The following is a 23,202-nucleotide window of genomic DNA, read 5'->3' as shown; positions in this document are numbered from 1 at the left end:
ACGCCGACCGCGTCTACGCCGACCGTGCCTCCGCCGCGCGCACCCGGTCCTCCAGCCGCTCCCGGCATCCCGGCCACTCCGCCGCCGTGATCGAGTAGATCGCGGAGTCGCGCAGCCGGCCCTCCTCGCCCGGCACGAAGGAGCGGGACCAGTTGCGCAGGACGCCCTCGAAGCGGGCGCCGGTCTTCTCGATCGCGGCGCGGGAGCGCTCGTTGCGGGCGTCGGTCTTCAGGTCCACGCGGGCCACGCCCCAGACCTCGAAGGCGTGGCGGAACAGGAGCAGCTTGGCCTCGGCGTTGAGGCCCGTGCCCTGGGTGGAACGGGCCAGCCAGGTGAAGCCGACCTCGACGGCGTCGAGCACGTCGTCGGTGCGCCAGGAGCGGGGTTCCCAGTAGGCGGTGGCGCCGACCGCGCGGCCGGTGGCGAGGGACACCTGGGCGTAGGGCGCGAGGCGTCCGGTGGCCGCCGTGGCCAGGTGGCCGTCGATGTAGGCGCCGACCTCGTCGGGACTCGGCACCGACGTGAAGTCGTAGGTGCCGCGATCCTCCCGCGCCGCCACCGCCAGGTCGGCCGCGTGCCGGTGGTCCAGCGGCTCCAGTCGTACCAGCGTGCCTTCGAGGACCGGGCCCTTCAGTGCGCATGTCACCCGACGGATTCTTCAGCCGGGGCGGGGGCCCGTCCAGCGAATTCCGGGGAGGTGCGGACGGTCGCCTCCGGTGTGCGCCTGCGGGCGGGGGTGAGCGTCGTGAGCGCCACCCCGCCCACCAGCAGGGCCGCCGCGCACCAGCGCAGGGGGGTCACCGACTCGCCGAGGAAGAGGGCCGCCGACGACATGCCGAAGACCGGGACCAGGAGCGAGAACGGCGCGACCGTCGAGGCGGGGTGACGGCGCAGCAGCCAGCCCCAGGCGCCGAAGCCGAAGACGGTGGAGACCCAGGCGACGAAGAGGACCGTGCCCGCCCCCTGCCAGTCCAGGGCGCGCAGGGCCGCGAGGTCCTCGGCGGGGCCCTCGGTGAGCAGGGAGAGGGCCAGCAGGGGCAGCACGGGGACGGTGGAGACCCACACCATGAAGTTCAGCGCGTCGGGCGGGGACGCCCTGCGGGTCAGGACGTTGGACACGCCCCATGCCGCCGCCCCGCCGACCACCATCAGGAACGCTCCCAGCGGTCCGGAGGTGCCCTCGTCGACCGCCGCCACGCCGATGCCGGACAGCGCGACCAGCATGCCCAGGGCCTGGACGCGGGAGGGGCGTTCGCGCAGGACCGCGGCGGCGATCACCGCGGTGAACACCGCCTGGATCTGCAGCACGAGGGAGGACAGTCCGGCCGGCATGCCCGCGTCCATGCCCACGAAGACCAGGCCGAACTTGGCCACGCCGAGGACCAGTCCCACCGCCACGATCCACTTCCGGGCCACCTTCGGGCGGCCCACCAGGAAGACGGCGGGCAGCGCGGCCGCCAGGAAGCGCAGGGCGGAGAAGAGGAGCGGCGGGAAGTGGCCGAGGCCGATTTCGACGACCGTGAAGTTCACGCCCCAGACGGCGGCGACGAGCACGGCGAGGCAGAGGTGGGAAGGTCGCATGCGTCGAGGATCCGCCGGGACGACTGTGTAGCACCAGCGATGATTACTGCATGGTTGGATGAAGCACTGCTGTTGATTGGTCCTCCACCGTCCCGCCGCCCGTACCCCGGGAGCCGCCGTCATGCTCGACCTCCAGCGTCTGCGCGCCCTGCACGCCGTGTCCGTGCACGGGACGGTCGGGGCGGCCGCCGCCGCGCTCGGCTTCACCCCGTCCGCCGTGTCGCAGCAGATCGCCAAGCTGGAGCGGGAGACCCGGACGGTGCTGTTCGAGCGGGAGGGGCGCGGGGTGCGCCTCACCGACGATGCGTGGCAACTCGCCGATGTGGCACGTGAGTTGCTGGCCATTGTGGAGCGGGCGGAGACCCGCCTGGAGGAGCGGCGCGGGGTGCCGTCGGGACGGCTGACGATCGCCGCGTTCGCGTCGGCGGCGCGTGGTCTGCTGCCGTCCGTCCTGGCCGACCTGGCGGTGCGCCACCCCGCGCTCGATGTGCGGCTCACCGAGGTCGACCCGCATCTGTCGGTGGACCTGGTCGCCAAGGGGGCGGTCGATCTGGTGGTGGCGCACGACTGGGACATCGCCCCGCTGCCGGCGCCGGCCGGGGTGGAGCAGGCGCGGATCGGGGAGGACCTGTGCGACCTGCTGGTGCCCGAGGGACACCGCCTCGCGGGCCGGAGCGCCGTACGGCGGTCGGAGCTGGGCGGGGAGCGGTGGATCTGCCAGCCGCCCGGGCGGGTGTGCCACGACTGGCTGATGCGGACGCTGCGGGGCGCCGGGCACGAGCCGGACATCGTCCACCAGGCGGACGAGAACCCGACGCTCGTCGCACTGGTCGCCGCCGGTCTCGGCGTCGCCCTCATTCCCCGGCTGGGGCGCGGCCCCCTGCCCGCCGGGGTGGTGGAGGTGCCGCTCGACCCGATGCCGGTACGGCGGCTGTACGCCCTGTGGCGCACGGGCGCGGCGCGCCGCCCGGCGATCGCGGAGACGGTCCGCACGCTGCGGGCCCACTGGCCGGACGCCTCGGCCCACGGCACCGCGGCGCCGCCGGCCGTCGGCTCCGACTGACCGACGCCCCGCCACCGGCCGGGCTTGGACCGGGTTCAGGCCGCGCTCGGGCCGGGCTCGGGGCGCGCTCGGGCCGGGCTCGGGGCGGGCTCGGGCCGGGCTCGGGGCGGGCTCGGGGCGGACTCGGGCCGGGCTCGGGGCGGGCTCGGGGCGGACTCGGGCCGGGCTCGGGGCGGGTTCGGGGCGGGAGGAGCAGGCGCCTTCTCAGCGCTCGGCCTCGATACCGGCCTCGCAGGGCCCCGTTCACCGCTGCGGGCGACGCGTGTGCGGTCCCTTGACTGGCAGAAACTTCCCGGATATTGGTGACTCCTTGGCAGTTTCCTTCACCAGCTCTCCGGAAGGAGCGCACGTGCACCACAGCAGCACGGCCGGCACGGGAAGCACCGCACAGCCCTCCAGACGTACCGTCCTCACCGCCACCGCGGTGGTCACCGCGGCCCTCGCGGCCGGGGGCGGCACGGCGTACGCCGACGCCCGCAGGCCCGACGACGACAAACTCCGCGCGCTCATCTCCCGGATGACGCTGGAGGAGAAGGTCGGCCAGCTCTTCGTCATGCGGGTCTACGGACACTCCGCCACCGGCCCAGACCAGGCCGACATCGACGCCAACCTGAGGGAGATCGGCGTCCGCACCGCGGCCGAGCTGATCGCCCGTTACCGGGTCGGCGGCATCATCTACTTCGCCTGGGCGCACAACACCCGCGACCCGCACCAGATCGCCGACCTGTCCAACGGCATCCAGAAGGCCTCCCTGGAGCAGCCGCGCGGTCTGCCCGTGCTCATCTCCACCGACCAGGAGCACGGCATAGTGGCCCGCGTGGGCGAGCCCGCCACCCTGTTCCCGGGCGCGATGGCCGTCGGGGCGGGCGGGTCGCGCTCCGACGCCCGTACCCTCGGCCGGATCGCGGGCGCCGAGCTGAACGCCCTGGGCATCCGGCAGGACTACTCCCCCGTGGCCGACGTGAACGTCAACCCGGCCAACCCCGTCATCGGCGTACGGTCCTTCGGCGCCGACCCGGACGCGGTCGCGGAGCTGGTGGCCGCCGAGGTGACGGGGTATCAGCGGTCCGGCGTCGCCGCGTGCGCCAAGCACTTCCCCGGGCACGGCGACACCGCCACCGACAGCCACACCGGCTTCCCGGTCATCACGCACAGCAGGGAGGAGTGGGAGGAGCTGGACGCGCCGCCCTTCCGCGCGGCGATCGAGGCCGGCATCGACGCGATCATGACCGCCCACCTGATGGTCCCCGCGCTCGACGACTCCGGCGACCCGGCCACCCTCTCCCGTCCCATCCTCACCGGCATCCTGCGCGAGGAGCTGGGCTACGACGGGGTCGTCGTCACCGACTCCCTCGGCATGCAGGGCGTGCGGACCAAGTACGGAGACGCGCGGGTGCCGGTGCTGGCGCTGAAGGCCGGTGTCGACCAGCTGCTCAACCCGCCGGACCTGCCGCTCGCCTGGAACGCCGTCCTGACGGCCGTGAAGGACGGCGAACTGACCGAGGCGCGGCTCGACGAATCGATCCTGCGCGTGCTGCGCCTGAAGGCCAAGCTGGGGCTGTTCGGGGACGCGTACACCAGCCGCCGGGACGTCGACCGGACCGTGGGCACCCGGGCGCACCTCGCTGCGGCCGACCGGATCGCCGAGCGGACCACCACGCTGCTGGTCAACGAGGGACACCTGCTGCCGCTGTCGCGCCGCGAGCACCGCAAGCTGCTGGTGGTGGGCGCCGACCCGGCCTCGCCGTCGGGCACCACGGGGCCGCCCACCGGTGTTCTCGCGGGCGCGCTCACGGAACTGGGCTTCACGGCCACCGCCCTGTCCACCGGCACCGCGCCCTCCACCGCCGTGATCGACGGCGCCGTCGCGGCGGCCGGGGACGCCGACGCGGTGGTCGTCGCCACGTACAACGTGACCGCGGGCAGCAGCCAGCGCACCCTGGTCACCCGCCTGCTGGAGACCGGGAAGCCGGTCGTCGCGGTCGCCGTCCGCAACCCGTACGACGTCGCCCAGCTTCCCGGCGTCCCCGCCTTCCTCGCCGCGTACTCCTGGACCGACGTGGAGGTGCGCGCGGCGGCCCGGGTGATCGCCGGGCGGGTGCGGCCGCGCGGGAAGCTGCCGGTGCCGGTGATGAGCGCGGACGATCCGGACACGGTGCTCTTCCCGCTCGGGCACGGACTGACCTACCGGTCGTAGCGCGGGGCGGTGGTCGTGGCCCGGGGCGCCGTGCGGTCGTGGCGCGAGGCGCCGTGCGGTCGTAGCGCGGCTCGCGGGTCGCTCGTGGCCGGGCCGCCGTCCGGCCGTAGCCCGGGCCGCCGTGCGGTCGTAGCGCGGGGCGCGGTCCGGTCGTGGCACGGGCCGGTCACAGCGCGGGGCGCCGTGCGGTCGTAGCGCGGCTCGCGGGTCGCTCGTGGCCGGGCCGCCGTGCGGTCGTGGCGCGGGGCGCCGTGCGGTCGTGGCGCGGGGCGCGATCCGGTCGTGGCCCAGGCCGCCGTCCGGTCGTGGCCCAAGCCGCTGTCCGGTCGTGGCCCAGGCCGCCGTCCGGTCGTAGCCCGGGCCGCCGTGCGGTCGTGGCGCGGGGCGCCATCCGGTCGTGGCACGGGCCGGTCACAGCGCGAGGCGCCATCCGGTCGTAGCGCAGGGTCCCGTGCGGTCACAGCGCGGGGCGCCATCCGGTCGTAGCGGGCGTAGCGCGGCCTGCGACACGCGCCGGGGGCGCCCCCGTGCCCCGTGTGCCAAGCCTCCCGCGCGTCTGGTGTGCGCCCGCCCCGGCGGGCCACGCTGGGCCGGGGATCGCAGGGGGGCGGCGATGGGCGAGCGAGGGGCTGCCGGGGCGCTGTGCGCGCTGTCGGCGGTGCTGGCGGCCGCAGTACTGACCGGGTGTCACGGGTTTGCGGGCGAGGGAGCCGGCGGGGGGCGGCCGGGGCCGGCGGCGGGCTCCGCCGCGGTGTGGCCGTCCGGATACGGGGCGGTGTTCCTGGCGGTCGGCGAGTGCAGTTCGTTCGGCACGCTCGACCCGACCGAGGTGCCCTGCGACAGCGAGCGGGCGGCGGCCCGGGTGGTGGCCCGGGAGAGCGGCCGCGCGAGCGGCGGACCGCCGTGCCCGGCCACCACGGACTTCGTCCTGCACATCAGCGAGCGGCGGCCGGCCGCCGACGAGGACGGCGACGGGGCCGTGCCCCTGGGATACGCCTGCATGCGCAGGTTGCAGCCGCCGCACCCCGGCGACCCGGGGGGCGGGGGCGGCCCGCGCACCATCGTCGGCGACTGTGTCCGCGACATCGGCGGCGGCCGGGTCCGCGAGGCCGCGTGCGACGCCGAGGGCGAGCGCGCACCGCGGTTCAAGGTGGTCGAGGCGGTCGCCGTCCGGGCGGACTGCCCCGCCTCGACCGGTCTGTACGTCCGGCTCGGCGGCGCGCACCCGGTGGGCTGTGCCCGGCCGCTGTGAAAGCGGCGGCCGGGCACCGTCACCGTGCCGGAGGAGACGCCGCTACGGGCGCAGCGCCGGCTCGCGCTCGACGTTCCGCTTGTCGAGCCTCGCGTCGAACGTCGCCAGCGGCTCGGCCGCCGACGGGTTCTCCTGCACCTCGGCGGAGGCGACGCCCGCCCAGTCCAGGATGCGGGCGGTGGCGAACGCCTTCTGGCCGGGCACCAGACCGGCCACGTTCGCCCCGTGGTTCATGCCGGGTGCGGTCATGACGTAGGAGTCGCGCGCGCCGTGGCCGAGGCGGAAGCGCTCGGCGCCCCACGGGTCGTTCTCGCCGTACACGAACAGCATGTGCCGGGCGTTGTGCCGCACCCACGTGTCGACGTCCCGCATCACCCACGGCTCGAACCTCATCGGGATCGAGCGGGGCACGAAGTTGCGCGGCGGCTGGTAGCCGTAGCGGATGTACTTCTTCTCGATGTGCGGGAAGTGGATCGTCGGCGCGCCCAGCTGCGTGCCCGCCTGGTAGTAGTACGGCGTGTAGGTCTGAAGGCCCTGGTCGGTGTAGGCGGAGAAGCCGGAGATGGTGTCGACGGAGTCCCAGATCGCCTCGTCGGTGGCGTGCTTCGCGTCGGCCGGGATGTCCGCGCAGTCGGCGAGGGTGCTGTACTGCCAGAAGCCCCACACGTAGTCGAGGACGACGGCCTCGTAGGCGCGGTCGAGGCTGCCGATGGTGTCGAAGGTGTAGCCGTTCTCGGCCGCGTACGCCGCGTACTTCTTCTCCAGCGGCGCCCGGCGCACCAGCGCCTCGCGCTGCACGCCGTTCAGCTTGTCGCGGCACTCCTCGGTGCCGACGCGGGCGAAGAAGCGGTCGTAGGCCGAGTCCTCCTTGTTCACCACGTCGTTGGGGGCGACGTAGGCGACGACGCCGTCCATGTCGCGCGGGTAGAAGCGCTCGTAGTAGGTGGCGGTCATGCCGCCCTTGGAGCCGCCGGTGGAGATCCAGTTCTCGGAGTAGAGCGGCTTCAGCGCCTTGAAGATGCGGTGCTGGTCGCTGGCCGCCTGCCAGATGTCCAGCTTGGACCAGTCGGCCGGGGCGGGCCGGGACGGCGTGAAGTAGCGGTACTCCATGGAGACCTGGTTGCCGTCCACGATCTGGGTCGGCTCGCGCCGGCTGGGGTTCGTGGAGACGTTGTAGCCGCCGGTGTAGAAGACCGTCGGCCGGTTCACGTCCTTGTGCAGCACGGTGATCCGCTGCTGGAACGTGCCCTTGGACGGGTGCCGGTGGTCCACCGGCTGGGTGTAGTTGAGGACGAAGAAGCGGTAGCCGGTGTACGGCTTCTCCTCGATCAGGCTCATGCCCGGTATGGACAGCAGCCGGTCCTTGATGTCGACGGCCTTCGGCTCGGCGGCGGTGGCCGCGCCCGCCGTGCTGACGGTGCCGATGAGCACCACGAGCGCCAGCAGCCATCTGAGCGCCTTGCGCATGCACCCTCCCTGTGAAACTGATGTCCGCCGGAAGCTATCGGAGCAACTCCCGCGGCACCAGGGTCAGCAGAGGATCCAGCCGGAGCTGACCGAGGACCGGGACACCTTGCCGGTCACCCACACGCAGCGCTTCCCGGCGTGCACGGTCACCGGTCCGGCGCGGTGGGCGAACCGGCCCGAGTCCACGACCGCCCGGCTGCCCCGGGCCCGCACGCCGACGGACATCTGCCGCTTCGTGCCCGGCTTCTTGGGGACGGTGACGGCGCAGATGTATCCGCCGCGTTTGTGGACGAGGACGGATCCGGTGGCGAAGTGGAGGGTGCGCACCTTGCGGCCGGGGCATCCCGTGGCGGCCTGCGCCTGCTGCGGCAGCGCGACGGCGAGCAGCGCGGCGGCGCTCAGCACGGCCGTGCCGAGCGCCAGCCGACGACGAGTCGCGGCACCGTCCCGGCCCATTGCGCTCCCCCTGCGTGGCGTGGTCACTGACGACAGCACGATCACTGACGACGTACGGGTGTACGGACGCAGGACAGGTGTCGCACGGTTGCGCGAGCGCGTCAGCGCGTCGCGCCGACCGGCTCTTCCGGTTCGGACGCGCCGACGAAGGTCCGCCACAGCCGCGCGTACCGTCCGTCGAGGGCCAGCAGTTCGTCGTGCGTGCCGTCCTCGGCGACCCGGCCGCCGTCCATGACCACGACGCGGTCCGCGCGGGCAGCGGTGGTCAGCCGGTGCGCGACCACCAGCGTCGTACGGCGTCCCGCGATGCGGTCGGTGGCCTGGTTGACCTGTGCCTCGGTGGCCAGGTCCAGGGCGGCCGTGGCCTCGTCGAGGAGCAGCACGTCCGGGTCGACCAGCTCGGCGCGGGCCAGCGCGATCAGCTGCCGCTGTCCGGCGGAGAGGTTGCGGCCCCGCTCGGCGACCTCGTGCAGGTAGCCGCCCTGGAGCGTGGCGATCATCTCGTGCGCGCCGACCGCCCGCGCCGCCGCCTCCACCTCGGCGTCGGTGGCGTCCGGACGGCCGTAGGCGATCGCGTCGCGCACGGTGCCCGGGAACAGGTACGCCTCCTGCGGGACGACGCCCAGCCGGTGCCGGTAGGAGGTGAGGTCGAGGGCGCGCAGGTCCTGTCCGTCGACGGTGACCCGGCCGTCGGTCGGGTCGTAGAACCGGGCCACCAGCTTCACCAGCGTCGACTTGCCGGCGCCGGTCTCGCCGACGAAGGCGACGGTCTGTCCGGCCGGGATGCGCAGGTCGATGCCGGTGAGGGCCTCTTCATCGTCCCCGTACTTGAAGTGCACGTCCTCGAACGCGATCTCGCCGCGCAGGCCGGTGACCTCGGACGGCTTCTCGGCGGCCCGGGTCGAGGTGGGCTCGCGCAGCAGTTCCTGGATGCGGCCCAGCGAGACGGACGCCTGCTGGTAGCCGTCGAAGACCTGGGAGAGCTGCTGGACCGGGGCGAAGAACAGGTCGATGTAGAGCAGGTACGCCACCAGCGCGCCGGTCGTCAGCGTGGCGTCGTCGATCCGCGCGCCGCCCACGACCAGCACGGCCGCGGCGGCGGCCGAGGACAGCAGCTGCACGAACGGGAAGTAGATCGAGATCAGCCACTGTCCGCGGATGCGGGCCTGCCGGTAGCTGTCGCTGCGCTCGGCGAACCGCCGCCCGCCGTCCCGCTCCCGCCGGAAGGCCTGCACGATCCTGAGGCCCGCCACCGACTCCTGGAGGTCGGCGTTGACCGTGGACACCCGCTCACGGGCCAGTTCGTACGCCTTCACGCTGGCCCTGCGGAAGAAGTACGTGGCGACGATCAGCGGCGGCAGCGTCGCGAAGACGATCAGCGCGAGCTCCACGTCGATCACCAGCAGGGCGACCATGATGCCGAAGAAGGTGACGACCGAGACGAAGGCGGTGACGAGTCCGGTCTGCAGGAACGTCGACAGCGCGTCCACGTCCGTCGTCATCCGGGTCATGATCCGGCCGGTCAGCTCGCGCTCGTAGTAGTCGAGGCCGAGCCGCTGGAGCTGGGCGAAGATCTTCAGGCGGAGCGAGTACAGGATCCGCTCGCCGGTCCGGCCGGTCATGCGGATCTCGCCGGTCTGCGCCGCCCACTGGGCGAGTACGGCGAGCAGTCCGAGCAGCGCGGACGCCCACACCGCGCCGAGGGCGACCTGGGTGACGCCGTCGTCGATGCCGTTGCGGATCAGCACCGGCAGCAGCAGGCCCATGCCCGCGTCCACCGCCACCAGGGCGAGGCTGATCAGCAGCGGGGTGCGGAAGCCGCGCAGCAGGCGCCGCAGGCCGTACGAGGACTCGGGGCGCACCGCCGACGTCTCGTCGATGCCCGGGGTGTCGTTCGCCGGGGGCAGCGCGTCGACCTGGGCCAGCAGTTCCGGGGTGGCCGGGGTACCGGCGAGCGCGGTGTCCTTGGGCGCGCGGTCACCGGTCCACAGCCGGGGCGTGACCCCGCGCTCGGCGTCGAACTCGGCGTCCAGCTCGTCGCGTACGGAGGTGTCCTCCGCCTGCTCGGCGGGGCGGGTGTGGCCGGGCGAGACGCCGCCCAGCTCGTCGGGGTCGGTGAGCAGCCGCCGGTAGAGGGCGGAGCGCTGCTGGAGCTCCTCGTGGGTGCCGAGGTCGGCGAGGCGGCCCCGGTCGAGGACGGCGATGCGGTCGGCGAGGCCGAGGGTGGAGCGGCGGTGGGCGATGAGGAGGGTGGTGCGGCCCCGCATGACCTGCTTGAGCGCCTCGTGGATCTCGTGCTCCACGCGGGCGTCCACGGCGGACGTGGCGTCGTCGAGAACCAGCAGCCGGGGGTCGGTGAGGATCGCCCGGGCGAGTGCGACGCGCTGGCGCTGGCCGCCGGAGAGGGTCAGCCCGTGCTCGCCGACGGTCGTGCCGTAGCCCTCGGGCAGCTCGGTGATGAAGCCGTGGGCCTGGGCGGCCCGTGCGGCGGCCTCGATCTCCTCGTCGGTGGCGTCGGGGCGGCCGTAGGCGATGTTGGCGCGGACGGTGTCGGAGAAGAGGAAGGAGTCCTCGGGCACCAGGCCGACGGCGGCCCGCAGCGAGTCGAGGGTCAGCTCGCGCACGTCGTGGCCGCCGACGAGGACGGCGCCGCGCGTCACGTCGTAGAAGCGCGGCAGGAGCAGCGAGACGGTGGACTTGCCGGAGCCGGAGGAGCCGACGACGGCGAGGGTCTCCCCGGCGCGGATCTCGAAGGAGAGCCCGTCGAGCACGGGCCGCGGCTCCCCGTCGCCCGTGTCGTAGCCGAAGGCGACGTCGTCGAACTCGACGGTCGCGGGCGCGTCCGCCGGGAGGGTCTTGGTGCCGTCCTCGATGACCGGCTCGGTGTCGATCAGTTCCAGGACGCGCTCGGTGCCGGCGCGGGCCTGCTGGCCGACGGTGAGCACCATGGCGAGCATGCGGACCGGGCCGACCAGCTGGGCGAGGTAGGTGGAGAAGGCGACGAAGGTGCCGAGGGTGATGTGCCCGCGGACGGCCAGCCAGCCGCCGAGGGCGAGCATGGCGACCTGGCCGAGCGCGGGGACGGCCTGGAGGGCCGGAGTGTAGGTGGCGTTCAGCTTGATGGTGCGCAGCCGCCCCGCGAAGAGCTTGCGCCCGACCTCCCTGAGCTTGCCGGTCTCCTGCTCCTCCTGCCCGAAGCCCTTCACGACGCGGACGCCGCTCACCGAGCCGTCGACCACTCCGGCGACGGCGGCGGCCTGCGCCTGCGCGTACCAGGTGGCGGGGTGCAGCCGGGTGCGGCTGCGGCGGGCGATGAACCACAGGGCGGGAGCGACGGCCAGCGCGACCAGGGTGAGCGGCAGGGAGAGCCACGCCATGATCACGAGGGAGATCAGGAAGAGCAGGACGTTCCCGATGGTCATCGGGAGCATGAAGAGCAGGCCCTGGATCAGCTGGAGGTCGCTGGTCGCCCGCCCGACCACCTGTCCCGTGGACAGCTCGTCCTGCCGTCTGCCGTCGAGCCGGGTGATCGTCCCGTACATGTCGGTGCGCAGGTCGTGCTGGACGTCGAGGGCGAGCCGGCCGCCGTAGTAGCGGCGGATGTAGGTCAGGGCGTAGACGGCGAGCGCGGCGCCGACGAGCAGACCGGCCCACACGGCCATGTCCCTCGTCTTGGCGCCGATCACGTCGTCGATGATCACCTTGGTGATCAGGGGGACGAAGGCCATGACGGCCATGCCGCCCAGCGAGGCGCCGAGGGCGAGAACTACGTCCTTGGGATACCGCCAGGCGTACCCCGCCAGTCGTCGTACCCAGCCCCGTTGCGCGTCCACGCCGTGCCCTCCGGTTGTTCGTCCGGTCGTCCTGCTCACCTGATCTACCGGAAGGCACCAACACGGGCGAGCGGGGATTTCATCCCGCCGCGACGATCGGCCGGCTGATCAGGCGCGTACGCGGAGCCGGAGGAAGCGCGTGGTCTGTACGTCGTTCTGGTTGTCGTCACTGACGACCAGGACCTCCAGGCGGCCCCCGGAGCGGCCGGTCACCGCCATCCCCTCGAAGTTGTCGAGGAGCGGGTTGGGCTGCGGCTGCCCGGCGGTGGCACCCAGCGTGGGGCAGTCGGCGAGGTCGGCGAGGAGCCGTTTGCGCAGCGCTGTGCCGTGGCCGGGCCGGTCGGCCAGGTGGAGGCGGATCGTGTTGCCGACGCCGGCGGTGAAGCCGCGCTCCAGGACGAGCAGACGGCCGTCGGGGATCGCGGTGACCTCCGAGACGCCGAGGCCGGTGTCGGTCCGGTAGGTGTAGCGGACCCCGAGCCGGAAGTCGCCCTGTCGCGTCCGCTGCCAGGTCTGGAAACGGACCAGGTCGGCCGGGTCGCCGTCGAGCGGGTACTCCAGCGAGGCGAGCAGGGTCCGTCCGCCCGGCAGGAGCGTCAGCCCCTCGAAGCTGCCGTTGGCCCGCGCCCGGCCCTCGGGAGCGGTGCGCAGGTCGTCGGGCACGGGCAGACGGCCCAGCGGCTCCCCGGTGTGCGAGTAGCGGCGGATGGACGGCTCGTCCTCGGAGGAGACGAGGTATGTGCCGGTGGGGTTCCCCCCGCTCGAGCGAAGCCGAGCGTGGGGGAGGTCGACGACCAGCCCCTCGGAGTCGAGGGCGGCGCCGTTCTCGTCGGCGAGCGGGATCACGCCGCGCGGCTCGAGGGTGCGTGCGTCCAGCCGGAAGAGGGAGGAGCGGTCGGAGAGAGCGGCTACCGTGCCCCGACGATCCCGGGCGAGGGCGGAGAGGTTGCCGACGTAGGTGCCGTCGTAGGTCGTCTTGTCGAGGACGTCGGAGAAGCCGGCGAGGGAGACGGAGGGCGAGCAGGCGTTCGCTGCCGGGTGCCTCCCCTGCGCGGCGACCGGACCGGCGGCGGTCAGGCAGCCGGCCGCCGCGACGCTCGCGGTGAGGGTGGCGAGGGCGGTTCGGAAGGTTCTCGGGCGCATGCCGGTCACCCTAGGGCGGGAAAAAGGACGCAAGTTGGCTGTTTCGCGAATGCTGGGATGCGGGGGTGTCGGGACGGCAAGTAATGCTCCATGCCAGATCAAAAGGAAAGCGGCGAGAAGTTGGCCGGGCGGCTGTACGCGACGCTGCGGGTGCTGAAGTTCGTCGCGAACCCCCGCAGCGGCCCCAGGCCGACGACGGAGGACCTGTTCAAGGACAAGGACAGTCCGCGCAGGCGGATCCAGGCCCTGAAGCTCGACCTCTTCGAGGACCTGGTGACCGCTGTGCAAAAGGGCAGGCACGCGGAGGCGATGGCTGAGGTGTTCCGCGCGATGCCTTCCGTGGTACCGCTGAGGCACGGCGCACTGCAGGACAACCTCGGGGAACGCGAACTGGCCGAGTTCAACGCCGGGTACCGGGCCCAGCTCGGCGCCCTCAAAGAGGCTCTGCCCGAACTGCTCGGCTGACCCGGTGTCTCAGCGCGGCCGCATGCCCCGGCTCTCCGCGACGCGGTGGACGTCCGTCAGCGCCTCCCGCATCCGGGCCAGCAGGAAGCGGAGCTGTTCGGGCGTCGAGCGCGCGTCGGCGAGCAGGTCGGCCGCGTGGTCCAGCAGGTCCTGGGCCATGTCGAGTTGAGTGCGTTCCATGACATCGGCCATCCGGGACAACGGCCCGTCACCGTCGGTCAGGAGGTAGCAGGGTTTGCCCTCCGAGCCCGTCCAGGGCAGCAACCGGGCAGGGTGCGTGCCGTTGTTCACCGTGCCGCCGCAGCACCGTGGAGAACACGCGGTCCCAGGTCGACGCCGTGTACCGCGAACCGCAGGGTCCGCTGCCGGGCCTCGTCGCGTCGTCGGTGTGCCAGGACGTACGGGCGTACGAGCGCATTGTCCTCGCCCCGCAGGGCGGCCATGTCGGCGTGCGGGGTGGTGGCGCCTGCCGTGCGGGCGGGTGCTGCGGGTTTCGTCGCCGGACGCCGTCGGCGGCGCCGGCATCCCGAAGCGGGCAGCAGGAGTTCGAGCAGCAGAAGCAGGGGCGGCCCGGCGATACGGGCGATACGGTGACGCATGTCGTCGACTCCGTGGTGATCGGTGACCATGCCCCCGGACCGGTGCGACGGTCGCGGGGGTCTCGCTTTCCGTAGCGATCCACGTACAGAGTGGAACCGTCGTCGCTAGGCTCGCCAGAGGTGCGGATGTGACGGCGCCTTTGTCACACGGAAGTCGAACGGATGAGCAACATCTACGGCGACTGGCTCAAGCAGCAGCGGGAAGCGGCCGGCCTGACGCAGCAGCGGCTTGCCGACATGGCCATCATGACGCGGTCCCACATCGCGCACGTCGAGGCGGGGCGGCGGGTGCCTTCGAAGGAGGACGCGCGGCGCCTGGACCGGGCGCTGAACACGGGGAACGTGCTGACCAGCTTTCTTCCTCCGGAGGAGGCGGCGGTCGCGGACTACTTCGAGGCGGCGCGGCTGCTGGAGCAGCAGGCGGTGGCGATCCGGGAGTCAGCCGTGACCTTCTTTCCCGGCCTTCTGCAAACGGAGGGGTACGCACGTGCTGTTCTCGGCACCACGTACCCTCCGTTGACCGCCGAGGAATGTGACAGGCGCCTTGTCACACGCCTCGAGCGGGGCAAGATTCTCGACGATCCCGCCACACCTGTCTTCTGGGGACTGCTGGACGAGGCGCTGCTGCACCGCGTGATCGGCGATCGGCGGGTCATGGCACAGCAACTCACCCACCTCGCCCAACTGGTGGAGAGCGGTCGTGTCCGGGTGCACGTCATGCCTCGTCACCAAGGCGCGTATCCCGTCATGCAGAGCATGCTGAGCCTGCTGTGGTTCGAGGACCAGCCCCCGGTGGCGTACTCGGAGGGCATCAACGTCGCCAAGATCCACGACAGTCCGACCGTCGTCGAGCGGTTGCAAGGCGCCTACTATCACGCGTTGAGCGACGCGCTGTCTCTACGTGAGTCGCTCGCCCTGCTCAAGTCGACGGCGAAGGACTACGAAGACGATGCCTGACCACATCGCAACCGCGACCGACCTCGCGGGCTGGCGCAGGTCCACGTACAGCGGCAATGAGGCCGGCAGTTGTGTGGAGGTGGTGGACGGGCATCCCGCGGGGATACCCGTGCGGGACTCGAAGGTGCCGGGTGGGGCGGTGTTGGTGTTCTCGGTGGGTGGATGGACGTCGTTCATCACAGCCCTCAAGACCACCCTCACCGCCTCAAAAGCCTGAACACTCCCCCCTCCCCTGTCCTCCACCCGCTCATCCGAGTGACCCGATGACAAAAATCCCCCAACTGCTCACGCCTTTTCCACCATAGGGTCCATGAGCCCCGCCCCCTGGCACGCCCCGGACCCTCTCAGCACCGGCCATGTCATCGGCACGGTCCGTACTCTCATGCGCACCGAGGGTCTGGACGTGTCCCTGACCGCCATCGCCCGCGCCTGCGGAACCTCGCACAACTTCCTCTACGCGAACTGGAAGTCCGTCTCCGCTCTGCATCTGCGCGCGCTGACCGTCGAACTCGCCCAGACCTTCGCCGCCGCGAACCGCACCCACCCGAGCGACGGCACGGTCCGGGGCATCACCGAGCACCTCGTGCAGGCCGTACGTCTCGTCCGGCGCCACCCGACCACGGCGGCCGTCGCCCGTAGCTCGCGTGCGGCCATGGCCACGGCGCACACGGTGACCGAAGGACCTCTGGTGCGCGTCGCGACGGAGCACCTCGGCGATCTGCTGCACCCGCTCGCGCCGTACGGCGGGGTCCAGGGCAGCCCGGTGCTGCATTCCCGGCCGTGGAAGATCCTGTGGGTCGCCCGTCCCGCCGCCCTGTGTCCCGAGGCCGTCGGCGACCCCGACTGGGAGGACCGACTGGACGGGGGCTTCACTCACCTGGTGCGTGACCTGCTCGCCCCATGGGCAGCCACCTCCGAGTGACTCCGCGCCGGATTCACAGCCTGCTCGTGGACTGAGCACGGTCGGCGCCCACAGTCCGGTCCGGTCCGGTCCGAACTGCTTGTGCAGCGCGGCCGCGCTCAGCGGCGCCGAGAGCTGGACTTCTGACCGTCGACGAGCCGCCGTTCGCCCTGATGGTCGCCGCGACGACTCGGAGAGTACGTCGCCCGTCTACCGGCTGGACCCCGCAGACGGGAACTGACCCACGGCGCTCCCGGCCCGGTGGCCCCGCCACTCACGACGCCGGGGCCACCGTCACTCAATCGACACCGTCCGTACACCCCACCTCCTACATGTCCATGTCACGCTCGATCTACCGCAGAACTCCACACGCGTAGATCGGACACCCCACATGCTCGCGATACGCACCCGGCACCGGAAAGCGGCCGCCCTCGCCGCGGTCGCCGTACTCGTCGGACTCGCCGGCCCCTCTCTGACGGCGAGCCCGGCCACGGCGACCCCGGCCACGGCGGCCCCGGCAACCGCATCGACAGCGAACACGGACTACGACTCGACGTACTACAAGGACGCGATCGGGAAGACCGGCGACAGCCTCAAGTCCGCCCTGCACACCATCATCAGCGACCAGACCAAGCTGTCGTACTCGGCGGTCTGGAACGCTCTCAAGGCCACCGACGAGGACCCGGACAACAGCGGGAACGTGATCCTGCTCTACTCGGGCGTCTCCCGCAGCAAGTCGCTCAACGGCGGCGACACCGGCGACTGGAACCGCGAGCACGTGTGGGCCAAGTCCCACGGCGACTTCGGCACCTCGACCGGACCCGGCACGGACATCCACCACCTGCGCCCCTCGGACGTCCGGGTGAACAGTGTCCGGGGCAACAAGGACTTCGACAACGGCGGCAGCGCGGTCAGCGAGGGCGGCGGCAGCCTCACCGACTCCGACTCCTTCGAACCCCGCGACGCAGTCAAGGGCGACGTGGCCCGCATGATCTTCTACATGGCGGTCCGCTACGAGGGCGGCGACGGCTTCGCCGACCTGGAGGTCAACGGCCAGGTCGACAACGGCAGCAGCCCGTACATCGGAAAGCTCTCGGTACTGAAGGCGTGGAACGACGAGGATCCGCCGGACGCCTTCGAGGAGCGGCGCAACCAGGTCGTCTACGACGAGTACCAGCACAACCGCAACCCGTTCGTCGACCACCCGGAGTGGGTGGAGTCGATCTGGTAGGCGGTCAGCCCACGAGGTCGGCGTAGACGATGATGTTGTCCGGGCGGTGGCCGTCGGTGATCTCGCCGCCGCAGGTGATCAGGCGCAGTTCGGGGCGGTCGGTCCTGCCGTAGACCTTGTCGGTGGGGAAGGCGTCCTTGTCGACCTGTTCCAGCGCGGTGACGGCGAAGACCGCCCGGGTGCCGTCCTCGCGGGTCACGTCGATCGTGTCGCCGGGCTTGATCCTCCCGACGTTCCGCGTGACCGCCGGGCCGTTCAACCCAGGTGTGTCGGCGCGAACATCCGCAGGACGGCCGGGAGGACGACCACCGAGGGGCCCGGTGCGGCCAGGGCCTTCGCGAGGTCGGCCGCCAGGGTCTTCGGGGACGTCCGCACGCCCGGCACCCCGAACGACTCGGCCAGCGCCACGTAGTCGGGGCGGGTCAGCTCCGTGGCCGTCGGCGCGCCGAAGGCGTCGGTCATGTACTCGCGCAGGATGCCGTAGCCGCCGTCGTCGACGATCAGCCAGGTGACGTTCAGGTCGTACTGGCGGGCGGTGGCCAGCTCGGCGACGGAGTACAGGGCGCCCCCGTCGCCGGAGACCGCCAGCACCGGGTGGGTGGGGTCGGCGACCGCGGCTCCCAGGGCGGCCGGGAAGCCGTAGCCGAGGCCGCCGGCGCCCTGGGCGGAGTGCATGGTGTTCGGGGCCTTGGCGTCGAAGGCCGACCACGCCCAGTAGGCCAGGATCGTCATGTCCCAGAACGACGGGGCGCCGGGCGGGAGGGCCGCGCGGACGGCGGCCAGGACGTCCTGCTCCAGGGTGAGTTCCTGGGCCGCGATGCGCTCGCGGACCTTGTCCAGTACCGCGCGGACCCGCTCCGGAGCACTCGGGTCGGTGCGCTCCCCCACGGTCTCCAGCAGCGCCTGGAGGGCGAGGCGGGCGTCGGCGTGGATGCCGAGGGCCGGATGGTTGGACTCCAGCTTGCCGAGGTCGGCCTCGATCTGGATCACCCGGCCGCGGGGCCTCAACGTGTGGTAGTTCGAGGAGAGTTCGCCGAGGCCCGAGCCGACGACGAGGAGGACGTCGGCGTCCTCCAGGAAGTCCGTGGTGTGGCGGTCCTCCAGCCAGGACTGGAGGGAGAGGGGGTGCGTCCAGGGGAAGGCGCCCTTGCCACCGAAGGTCGTGACGACGGGGGCCTGGAGGCGTTCGGCGAGTTGCCGGAGCTTCTTCGCGGCGTCGGCCCGGACGACGCCGCCGCCCGCGACGATCGCGGGGCGCTCCGCGCGGGACAGCAGGTCGGCGGCGACCGCGGTCAGTTCGGGGCGCGGGGGCAGTTCCTCGGGGAAGGTGTCGCCGCCGGTCACGACCGGGATCTGCGTCTCGGCCAGGAGGACGTCCTGCGGGATCTCCACCCACACGGGGCCGTGCGGGACGGTCAGTGCCGACGTCCACGCCTCGGCGATCGCGGACGGGATCTGGGACTGGGTGCGGACCGTGTGGACGGATTTCACCACGCCGCGGAAGGAGGCGGCCTGGTCGGGCAGTTCGTGCAGGTAGCCGTGGCGTCCGCCGCCCAGGCCCGCCGTCGGCACCTGGCTGCTGACCGCCAGGACGGGGGCGGAGGCCGCCCGTGCCTCCTGGAGCGCGGCCAGGGAGGTGAGGGCTCCCGGACCGGTGGACAGGAGCAGCGGGGCGGCCTCGCCGGTGACGCGGCCGTACGCGTCGGCGGCGAACCCGGCGTTGTTCTCCACCCGCAGGCCGATGTAGCGCAGGTCGGAGCGGCGCAGGGCGTCGAACATGCCGAGGGCGTGCTGACCGGGCAGGCCGAAGACCGTGGTCGCGCCGAGCCCGGCCAGACTCTCCACGACCAGGTCGCCGCCGTTGCGGCCGCCGGGAGGGTTCAGTGCGGCCTCCGTCTGTGCGGCGGTCGGACGGAGTACCAGGTCGTGGTCGTGGGTCACTTCGCTGCCTTCTCCTGGGCGATCTGGCGGGACATGATCGTCGTCAGTTCGTACGCGGTGTGGGAGGCCGCGACGGACGTGATCTCCGCGTGGTCGTAGGCCGGGGCGACCTCGACGACGTCGGCCGAGACCAGGTTGCAGGACGCCAGGCCGCGCAGGATCTCCAGCAGCTCGCGGGAGGTCATGCCGCCGGCCTCGGGGGTGCCGGTGCCGGGGGCGTGGGCGGGGTCCAGGCAGTCGATGTCGATGGAGATGTACAGCGGGCGGTCCCCGATGCGCTGCCTGAGCTGGTCGGCGACCTCGTCGGCGCCGCGGCGGTAGACGTCGGCGGAGGTGACGATGCCAAAGCCCATCTTCTCGTCGTCGGTCAGGTCCCGCTTGCCGTACAGCGGGCCGCGGGTGCCCACGTGGGAAAGTGCGGAGGTGTCGAGGACGCCCTCCTCGACGGCGCGGCGGAAGGGGGTGCCGTGCGTGTACTCGGCGCCGAAGTAGGTGTCCCAGGTGTCCAGGTGGGCGTCGAAGTGGAGCAGGGCGACCGGGCCGTGCTTCTTGGCGACCGAGCGCAGCAGCGGCAGGGCGATGGTGTGGTCGCCGCCGAGGGTCATCAGGCGGGCGCCGGTGCCGAGGAGGTCGTCGGCGGCGGCCTCGATCGTCTCGACGGCCTCGTTGATGTTGAAGGGGTTGACGGCTATGTCGCCGCCGTCCGCGACCTGGGCGAGGGCGAAGGGGGAGGCGTCCTGCGCCGGGTTGTAGGGGCGCAGCAGGCGGGAGGCCTCACGGATGGCGTTGCCGCCGAAGCGGGCGCCGGGCCGGTAGGAGACGCCCGAGTCGAACGGCACGCCCACGACGGCGACGTCGGCGGTGCCGACCTCGTCCAGGCGCGGGAGCCGGGCGAAGGTCGCGGGCCCGGCGTAGCGCGGGATCCGCGAGGAGTCGACGGGCCCGCGGGGCGTCTCGTTGCTGCTCATGTACTGCCTTCCTTCTTACGCTTCGTCGCGTATGTACTACTGCTGACCGACTGTACTGGTGCGCGAGGCAGCCGGTCGTCGCAGACTAGATGGCCCAAACCGGACCGCGACATGTACATCACGTCCATACGCGTCCCGGTGACTGGAGGAATCGGCTATTCCGCCGGGACCGGCTGCTGCCCGGACCCGGGCTGCCTCACAATGGGGCCATGCCGATACCCGGGACACCCAGCCGCGCCGAACTCGCCGAGCACCTCGTCAGAACCCGTATCGCGGGTGACGTCGCCACTCCCCGCGAGAACAACCTCTCCCACTACCGGAAGCTGGCCAACGGCGACCGGGGTTTCTGGCTCGGCCTGGAGCTGGGCGACCGCTGGAGCGACGAGCAGGACGTGCTCGCGGTGATGGCGGAGCGGGTCGGCGTCAACGACGATCCCGAGCACCGGTACGGCCAGGACACCATCGATCCCGAGCTGACCGTCTCGGCGCTGGAGCGGATGGCGGGGCGGCTGCGCAAGGCGGCCGACGGCGGGCAGCGGGTGCTGTTCGCGACCGGCCACCCCGGCGGGCTGCTCGACGTGCACCGTGCCACGGCCGCCGCGCTGCGGGAGGCGGGCTGCGAGATCGTGGTGATCCCGGAGGGGCTGACCACGGAGGAGGGGTACGTCCAGCAGTTCGCGGACGTGTCCGTGCTGGAGCACGGGGCCTCGCTGTGGCACACCCACTCGGGCGAGCCGATGAAGGCCATCCTGACCGGCCTGGAGCGCGAGGGCCGCCCGCTGCCGGACCTGGTGGTCGCCGACCACGGCTGGGCCGGGTACGCCGCCCAGCACGGTGTGGACTCGATCGGCTACGCGGACTGCAACGACCCGGCCCTCTTCCTCGCCGAGTCCGAGGGCACCCTCCAGGTGGCGGTGCCGCTGGACGACCACGTGGTCAGCCCGCGCTCCTACGACCCGATGACGGCGTACCTGCTGACGGAGGCGGGACTGAAGTAGGCCGCGCCTTGCGGGCCTGCCGCCGTCACCGGGGGACGCGGACCACGCCTTCCTGGACGACCGAGACGGCGAGCCGGCCGTCCTGGGTGTGGATGCGGGCCTGGCCGAGGCCCCGGCCGCCGGACGCCGACGGCGACTGCTGGTCGTACAGCAGCCATTCGTCGGCGCGGAAGGGCCGGTGGAACCACATGGCGTGGTCCAGCGAGGCCCCGACGACATCGCCGACGGCCCAGCCGCCGCGGCCGTGCGCGAGCAGGACCGAGTCGAGCAGCGTCATGTCGGAGACGTAGGTGGCGAGGACGACGTGCAGCAGGGGGTCGTCCGCGAGCTTGCCGTTGGTACGGAACCACACCTGGGAGTGCGGTTCGCGCGGGGTGCCGAAGTCGCCGAAGGGCGGGTCGTCCACGTAGCGCAGGTCGACGGCGGCGCGGGCCTCCAGGAAGCGCTCCACGGTCTCGGCGGGCAGGTGCGGGTAGGCCCGCAGCCGTTCCTCGCCGGTGGGGAGGGTCGCCGGGTCCGGGGCGGGCGGCATCGGGGCCTGGTGGTCGAGGCCCTCCTCGTACGTCTGGAAGGACGCCGACAGGGTGAAGATCGGCTTGCCGTGCTGGACGGCGACGACGCGGCGGGTGGTGAAGGAGCGGCCGTCGCGCAGCCGGTCGACGTTGTAGACGATGGGGGCGCCCGGGTCGCCGGGGCGCAGGAAGTACGCGTGCAGGGAGTGCGCGTGCCGGTCCGCGGGGACCGTGCGGCCGGCGGCGACCATGGCCTGGGCCGCCACCTGCCCGCCGAAGACCCGGGGGACGACGGCGGACCGGGAGCGGCCGCGGTAGATGTCCTCCTCGATCCGCTCGAGGTCGAGCAGGTCGAGGAGGGACTGGAGTGCTTCGCTCATGACCTGTGGTCTACAGGCCCATGTTCTTCGCGATGATCGACTTCATGATCTCGCTGGTGCCGCCGTAGATGCGGTTGACGCGGTTGTCCGCGTACAGGCGGGCGATCGGGTACTCGTTCATGTAGCCGTAGCCGCCGTGCAGCTGGAGGCAGCGGTCGATGACGCGGTGGGCGACCTCGGTGCAGAACAGCTTGGCGCTGGCGGCCTCGGCGGGGGTCAGCTCGCCGGCGTCCAGGGCCTCGGTGGCGCGGTCGACGACGGCCTCGGCGGCGTCCACCTCGGCCTGGCAGGCGGCCAGCTCGAACTTGGTGTTCTGGAAATGGGCGACCGGCTTGCCGAAGACGGTGCGGTCCTGCACGTAACTCTTGGCGAACCGGACGGCGGCCTTGGCCTGCGCGTAGGCGCCGAAGGCGATGCCCCAGCGCTCGGAGGCCAGGTTGTGGCCGAGGTAGGAGAAGCCCTTGTTCTCCTCGCCGAGCAGGTCCTCGACGGGGACCTTGACGTCGACGAAGGCCAGCTCGGCGGTGTCGGAGGTGCGCAGGCCCAGCTTGTCGAGCTTGCGGCCGACGGAGTAGCCCCCGGACTTGGTGTCCACGGCGAACAGGGAGATGCCGTGGCGGCGGTCCTCGGCGGTGGGCGCGGCGGTGCGGGCGCAGACGATCACCCGGTCGGCGTGCACGCCGCCGGTGATGAAGGTCTTGGCGCCGTTGAGGACGTAGTGGGTGCCGTCCTCGGAGAGCTTGGCGGTGGACTTCATGCCCGCGAGGTCGGAGCCGGTGCCCGGCTCGGTCATCGCGATGGCCCACATCTCCTCGCCGGTGACGAACTTCGGCAGGTAGCGCTTCTTCTGCTCGTCGGTGGCCAGCATGTTGATGTAGGGCAGGGCGAGCAGCACGTGGACGCCGGAGCCGCCGAACTGGACGCCCGCGCGGGCGGTCTCCTCGTAGAGGACGGCCTCGAACTTGTGGCTGTCCATGCCGGCGCCGCCGAACTCCTCGGGCACGTTGATGCCGAAGATGCCCAGCTCGCCGAGCTTGTAGTAGAACTCGCGCGGCGCCTGGCCCGCGGCGAACCAGTCGTCGTAGACGGGGACGACCTCGGCCTCGATGAAGGCGCGCAGGGTCTCCCGGAACGCCTCGTGGTCCTCGTTGAACACCGTACGGCGCACCGCGCCACCTCCAGGGTACGAATATCTAAGCGCTTGCTCATATACCACCGTACCGGCGAGTAGTCAGAGGCGTCCAGACCGGGACGCGGG

General features: G+C 72.2%; 21 protein-coding genes and 1 pseudogene. 9 read left to right on the top strand and 13 right to left on the bottom strand.

Annotated features, from left to right (window positions below; all coding sequences use genetic code 11):
• Positions 1-13 precede the first annotated feature (13 nt).
• Complete coding sequence (locus AB0P07_RS14445; protein WP_365549856.1) at positions 14-646, bottom strand: GNAT family protein; 633 nt, start codon at positions 644-646, stop codon at positions 14-16.
• Complete coding sequence (locus AB0P07_RS14440; RefSeq protein ID WP_365549853.1) at positions 643-1,581, bottom strand: EamA family transporter; 939 nt, start codon at positions 1,579-1,581, stop codon at positions 643-645. Before AB0P07_RS14440 ends, AB0P07_RS14445 begins: the two co-directional genes overlap by 4 nt.
• Before the next feature lie 121 nt (positions 1,582-1,702).
• On the opposite strand from AB0P07_RS14440, the gene AB0P07_RS14435 reads away from it, so the two are divergent.
• The 3 genes from AB0P07_RS14435 to AB0P07_RS14425 all read left to right on the top strand — a co-directional run bounded on the left by AB0P07_RS14435 (position 1,703) and on the right by AB0P07_RS14425 (position 6,093).
• The gene (locus AB0P07_RS14435; protein WP_365549850.1) at positions 1,703-2,644 is read left to right on the top strand and encodes a LysR family transcriptional regulator; all 942 of its coding nucleotides are present in this window, start codon (positions 1,703-1,705) and stop codon (positions 2,642-2,644) included.
• Between the two features lie 349 nt (positions 2,645-2,993).
• Positions 2,994-4,841, top strand: coding sequence for a glycoside hydrolase family 3 protein (locus tag AB0P07_RS14430; RefSeq protein WP_365549847.1), 1,848 nt, complete (start codon positions 2,994-2,996; stop codon positions 4,839-4,841).
• 613 nt (positions 4,842-5,454) lie between these two features.
• Entirely contained in the window at positions 5,455-6,093 is a 639-nt protein-coding gene (locus tag AB0P07_RS14425) for a hypothetical protein (RefSeq protein ID WP_365549844.1), read from the top strand.
• 42 nt (positions 6,094-6,135) lie between these two features.
• Here AB0P07_RS14425 and AB0P07_RS14420 read toward each other — a convergent pair whose 3' ends face one another.
• The 4 genes from AB0P07_RS14420 to AB0P07_RS14405 form a co-directional block, all read right to left on the bottom strand.
• A complete protein-coding gene (locus AB0P07_RS14420; RefSeq protein ID WP_365549841.1) occupies positions 6,136-7,560 on the bottom strand; it encodes a S28 family serine protease in 1,425 nt (474 codons plus the stop codon).
• 63 nt (positions 7,561-7,623) lie between these two features.
• Positions 7,624-8,016, bottom strand: coding sequence for a hypothetical protein (locus AB0P07_RS14415; RefSeq protein ID WP_365549838.1), 393 nt, complete (start codon positions 8,014-8,016; stop codon positions 7,624-7,626).
• 101 nt (positions 8,017-8,117) lie between these two features.
• Positions 8,118-11,849 (bottom strand): ABC transporter ATP-binding protein, encoded by a 3,732-nt coding sequence (locus tag AB0P07_RS14410; protein WP_365549835.1) that lies wholly within the window; start codon positions 11,847-11,849, stop codon positions 8,118-8,120.
• A gap of 108 nt (positions 11,850-11,957) precedes the next feature.
• Positions 11,958-12,992 (bottom strand): esterase-like activity of phytase family protein, encoded by a 1,035-nt coding sequence (locus AB0P07_RS14405; protein WP_365549833.1) that lies wholly within the window; start codon positions 12,990-12,992, stop codon positions 11,958-11,960.
• 90 nt (positions 12,993-13,082) lie between these two features.
• Between AB0P07_RS14405 and AB0P07_RS14400 the strand changes: the two genes are divergently transcribed.
• A complete protein-coding gene (locus tag AB0P07_RS14400; protein WP_365549830.1) occupies positions 13,083-13,457 on the top strand; it encodes a hypothetical protein in 375 nt (124 codons plus the stop codon).
• A 9-nt stretch (positions 13,458-13,466) separates the two neighbouring features.
• Here the strand turns inward: AB0P07_RS14400 and AB0P07_RS14395 are convergent, their stop codons facing one another.
• A complete protein-coding gene (locus tag AB0P07_RS14395; protein WP_365549827.1) occupies positions 13,467-13,721 on the bottom strand; it encodes a hypothetical protein in 255 nt (84 codons plus the stop codon).
• Between the two features lie 23 nt (positions 13,722-13,744).
• Positions 13,745-14,056 (bottom strand): hypothetical protein, encoded by a 312-nt coding sequence (locus tag AB0P07_RS14390; RefSeq protein ID WP_365549824.1) that lies wholly within the window; start codon positions 14,054-14,056, stop codon positions 13,745-13,747.
• A gap of 162 nt (positions 14,057-14,218) precedes the next feature.
• Here AB0P07_RS14390 and AB0P07_RS14385 point away from each other — a divergent pair, with 162 nt between their 5' ends.
• The 4 genes from AB0P07_RS14385 (at position 14,219) to AB0P07_RS14370 (ending at position 17,145) form a co-directional block, all read left to right on the top strand.
• Positions 14,219-15,013 (top strand): helix-turn-helix transcriptional regulator, encoded by a 795-nt coding sequence (locus tag AB0P07_RS14385; RefSeq protein ID WP_365549821.1) that lies wholly within the window; start codon positions 14,219-14,221, stop codon positions 15,011-15,013.
• The gene (locus AB0P07_RS14380) at positions 15,006-15,230 is read left to right on the top strand and encodes a DUF397 domain-containing protein (RefSeq protein WP_365549819.1); all 225 of its coding nucleotides are present in this window, start codon (positions 15,006-15,008) and stop codon (positions 15,228-15,230) included. Before AB0P07_RS14385 ends, AB0P07_RS14380 begins: the two co-directional genes overlap by 8 nt.
• A 93-nt stretch (positions 15,231-15,323) precedes the next feature.
• Entirely contained in the window at positions 15,324-15,935 is a 612-nt protein-coding gene (locus AB0P07_RS14375) for a hypothetical protein (protein WP_365549816.1), read from the top strand.
• Positions 15,936-16,305: 370 nt separating this feature from the next.
• Positions 16,306-17,145 carry an endonuclease gene (locus tag AB0P07_RS14370; RefSeq protein ID WP_365549813.1) on the top strand — a complete coding sequence of 280 codons (840 nt, stop codon included), beginning with the start codon at positions 16,306-16,308 and terminating at the stop codon, positions 17,143-17,145.
• Positions 17,146-17,149: 4 nt separating this feature from the next.
• On the opposite strand, the pseudogene AB0P07_RS14365 reads toward AB0P07_RS14370, so the two are convergent.
• From AB0P07_RS14365 to speB, 3 genes and pseudogenes are all read right to left on the bottom strand, one after another.
• Positions 17,150-17,401: pseudogene (locus AB0P07_RS14365) on the bottom strand (sortase); the annotation flags it as partial.
• Positions 17,401-19,086: a thiamine pyrophosphate-binding protein gene (locus AB0P07_RS14360; RefSeq protein WP_365549810.1), complete on the bottom strand. Its 1,686-nt coding sequence runs from the start codon at positions 19,084-19,086 to the stop codon at positions 17,401-17,403. The gene AB0P07_RS14360 and the pseudogene AB0P07_RS14365, both read right to left, overlap by 1 nt.
• On the bottom strand, positions 19,083-20,054 hold the full coding sequence (gene speB / locus AB0P07_RS14355; protein WP_365549807.1) for an agmatinase: 972 nt from the start codon (positions 20,052-20,054) through the stop codon (positions 19,083-19,085). Before speB ends, AB0P07_RS14360 begins: the two co-directional genes overlap by 4 nt.
• Positions 20,055-20,263: 209 nt before the next feature.
• Between speB and AB0P07_RS14350 the strand changes: the two genes are divergently transcribed.
• The gene (locus AB0P07_RS14350) at positions 20,264-21,052 is read left to right on the top strand and encodes a phosphatase (protein WP_365549804.1); all 789 of its coding nucleotides are present in this window, start codon (positions 20,264-20,266) and stop codon (positions 21,050-21,052) included.
• A gap of 25 nt (positions 21,053-21,077) precedes the next feature.
• Here the strand turns inward: AB0P07_RS14350 and AB0P07_RS14345 are convergent, their stop codons facing one another.
• Both AB0P07_RS14345 and AB0P07_RS14340 read right to left on the bottom strand, forming a co-directional pair.
• A complete protein-coding gene (locus tag AB0P07_RS14345) occupies positions 21,078-21,944 on the bottom strand; it encodes an acyl-CoA thioesterase II (protein WP_102932859.1) in 867 nt (288 codons plus the stop codon).
• A 10-nt stretch (positions 21,945-21,954) separates the two neighbouring features.
• Positions 21,955-23,112, bottom strand: a complete 1,158-nt coding sequence (locus AB0P07_RS14340) for an acyl-CoA dehydrogenase family protein (protein WP_365549801.1) — start codon at positions 23,110-23,112, stop codon at positions 21,955-21,957.
• Positions 23,113-23,202: the final 90 nt, after the last annotated feature.

The organism is Streptomyces sp. NPDC085944, assembly GCF_040686295.1.
GTDB lineage: Bacteria > Actinomycetota > Actinomycetes > Streptomycetales > Streptomycetaceae > Streptomyces > Streptomyces salinarius.
The sequence above is the reverse complement of the archived record's forward strand: the minus strand, read 5'-3'. Positions and strand labels throughout refer to the sequence as shown.

Excerpts from the sequence above, each read along its gene's own strand:
- AB0P07_RS14350 (WP_365549804.1), top strand. The coding sequence starts at position 20,264 with ATGCCGATACCCGGGACACCCAGCCGCGCCGAACTCGCCGAGCACCTC.
- AB0P07_RS14435 (WP_365549850.1), top strand. The coding sequence starts at position 1,703 with ATGCTCGACCTCCAGCGTCTGCGCGCCCTGCACGCCGTGTCCGTGCAC.
- AB0P07_RS14420 (WP_365549841.1), bottom strand. The coding sequence starts at position 7,560 with ATGCGCAAGGCGCTCAGATGGCTGCTGGCGCTCGTGGTGCTCATCGGC.
- AB0P07_RS14345 (WP_102932859.1), bottom strand. The coding sequence starts at position 21,944 with ATGAGCGAAGCACTCCAGTCCCTCCTCGACCTGCTCGACCTCGAGCGG.
- AB0P07_RS14385 (WP_365549821.1), top strand. The coding sequence starts at position 14,219 with ATGAGCAACATCTACGGCGACTGGCTCAAGCAGCAGCGGGAAGCGGCC.
- AB0P07_RS14425 (WP_365549844.1), top strand. The coding sequence starts at position 5,455 with ATGGGCGAGCGAGGGGCTGCCGGGGCGCTGTGCGCGCTGTCGGCGGTG.
- AB0P07_RS14390 (WP_365549824.1), bottom strand. The coding sequence starts at position 14,056 with ATGCGTCACCGTATCGCCCGTATCGCCGGGCCGCCCCTGCTTCTGCTG.
- AB0P07_RS14440 (WP_365549853.1), bottom strand. The coding sequence starts at position 1,581 with ATGCGACCTTCCCACCTCTGCCTCGCCGTGCTCGTCGCCGCCGTCTGG.
- AB0P07_RS14400 (WP_365549830.1), top strand. The coding sequence starts at position 13,083 with ATGCCAGATCAAAAGGAAAGCGGCGAGAAGTTGGCCGGGCGGCTGTAC.
- AB0P07_RS14415 (WP_365549838.1), bottom strand. The coding sequence starts at position 8,016 with ATGGGCCGGGACGGTGCCGCGACTCGTCGTCGGCTGGCGCTCGGCACG.
- AB0P07_RS14380 (WP_365549819.1), top strand. The coding sequence starts at position 15,006 with ATGCCTGACCACATCGCAACCGCGACCGACCTCGCGGGCTGGCGCAGG.
- AB0P07_RS14405 (WP_365549833.1), bottom strand. The coding sequence starts at position 12,992 with ATGCGCCCGAGAACCTTCCGAACCGCCCTCGCCACCCTCACCGCGAGC.
- speB (WP_365549807.1), bottom strand. The coding sequence starts at position 20,054 with ATGAGCAGCAACGAGACGCCCCGCGGGCCCGTCGACTCCTCGCGGATC.
- AB0P07_RS14370 (WP_365549813.1), top strand. The coding sequence starts at position 16,306 with ATGCTCGCGATACGCACCCGGCACCGGAAAGCGGCCGCCCTCGCCGCG.
- AB0P07_RS14375 (WP_365549816.1), top strand. The coding sequence starts at position 15,324 with ATGAGCCCCGCCCCCTGGCACGCCCCGGACCCTCTCAGCACCGGCCAT.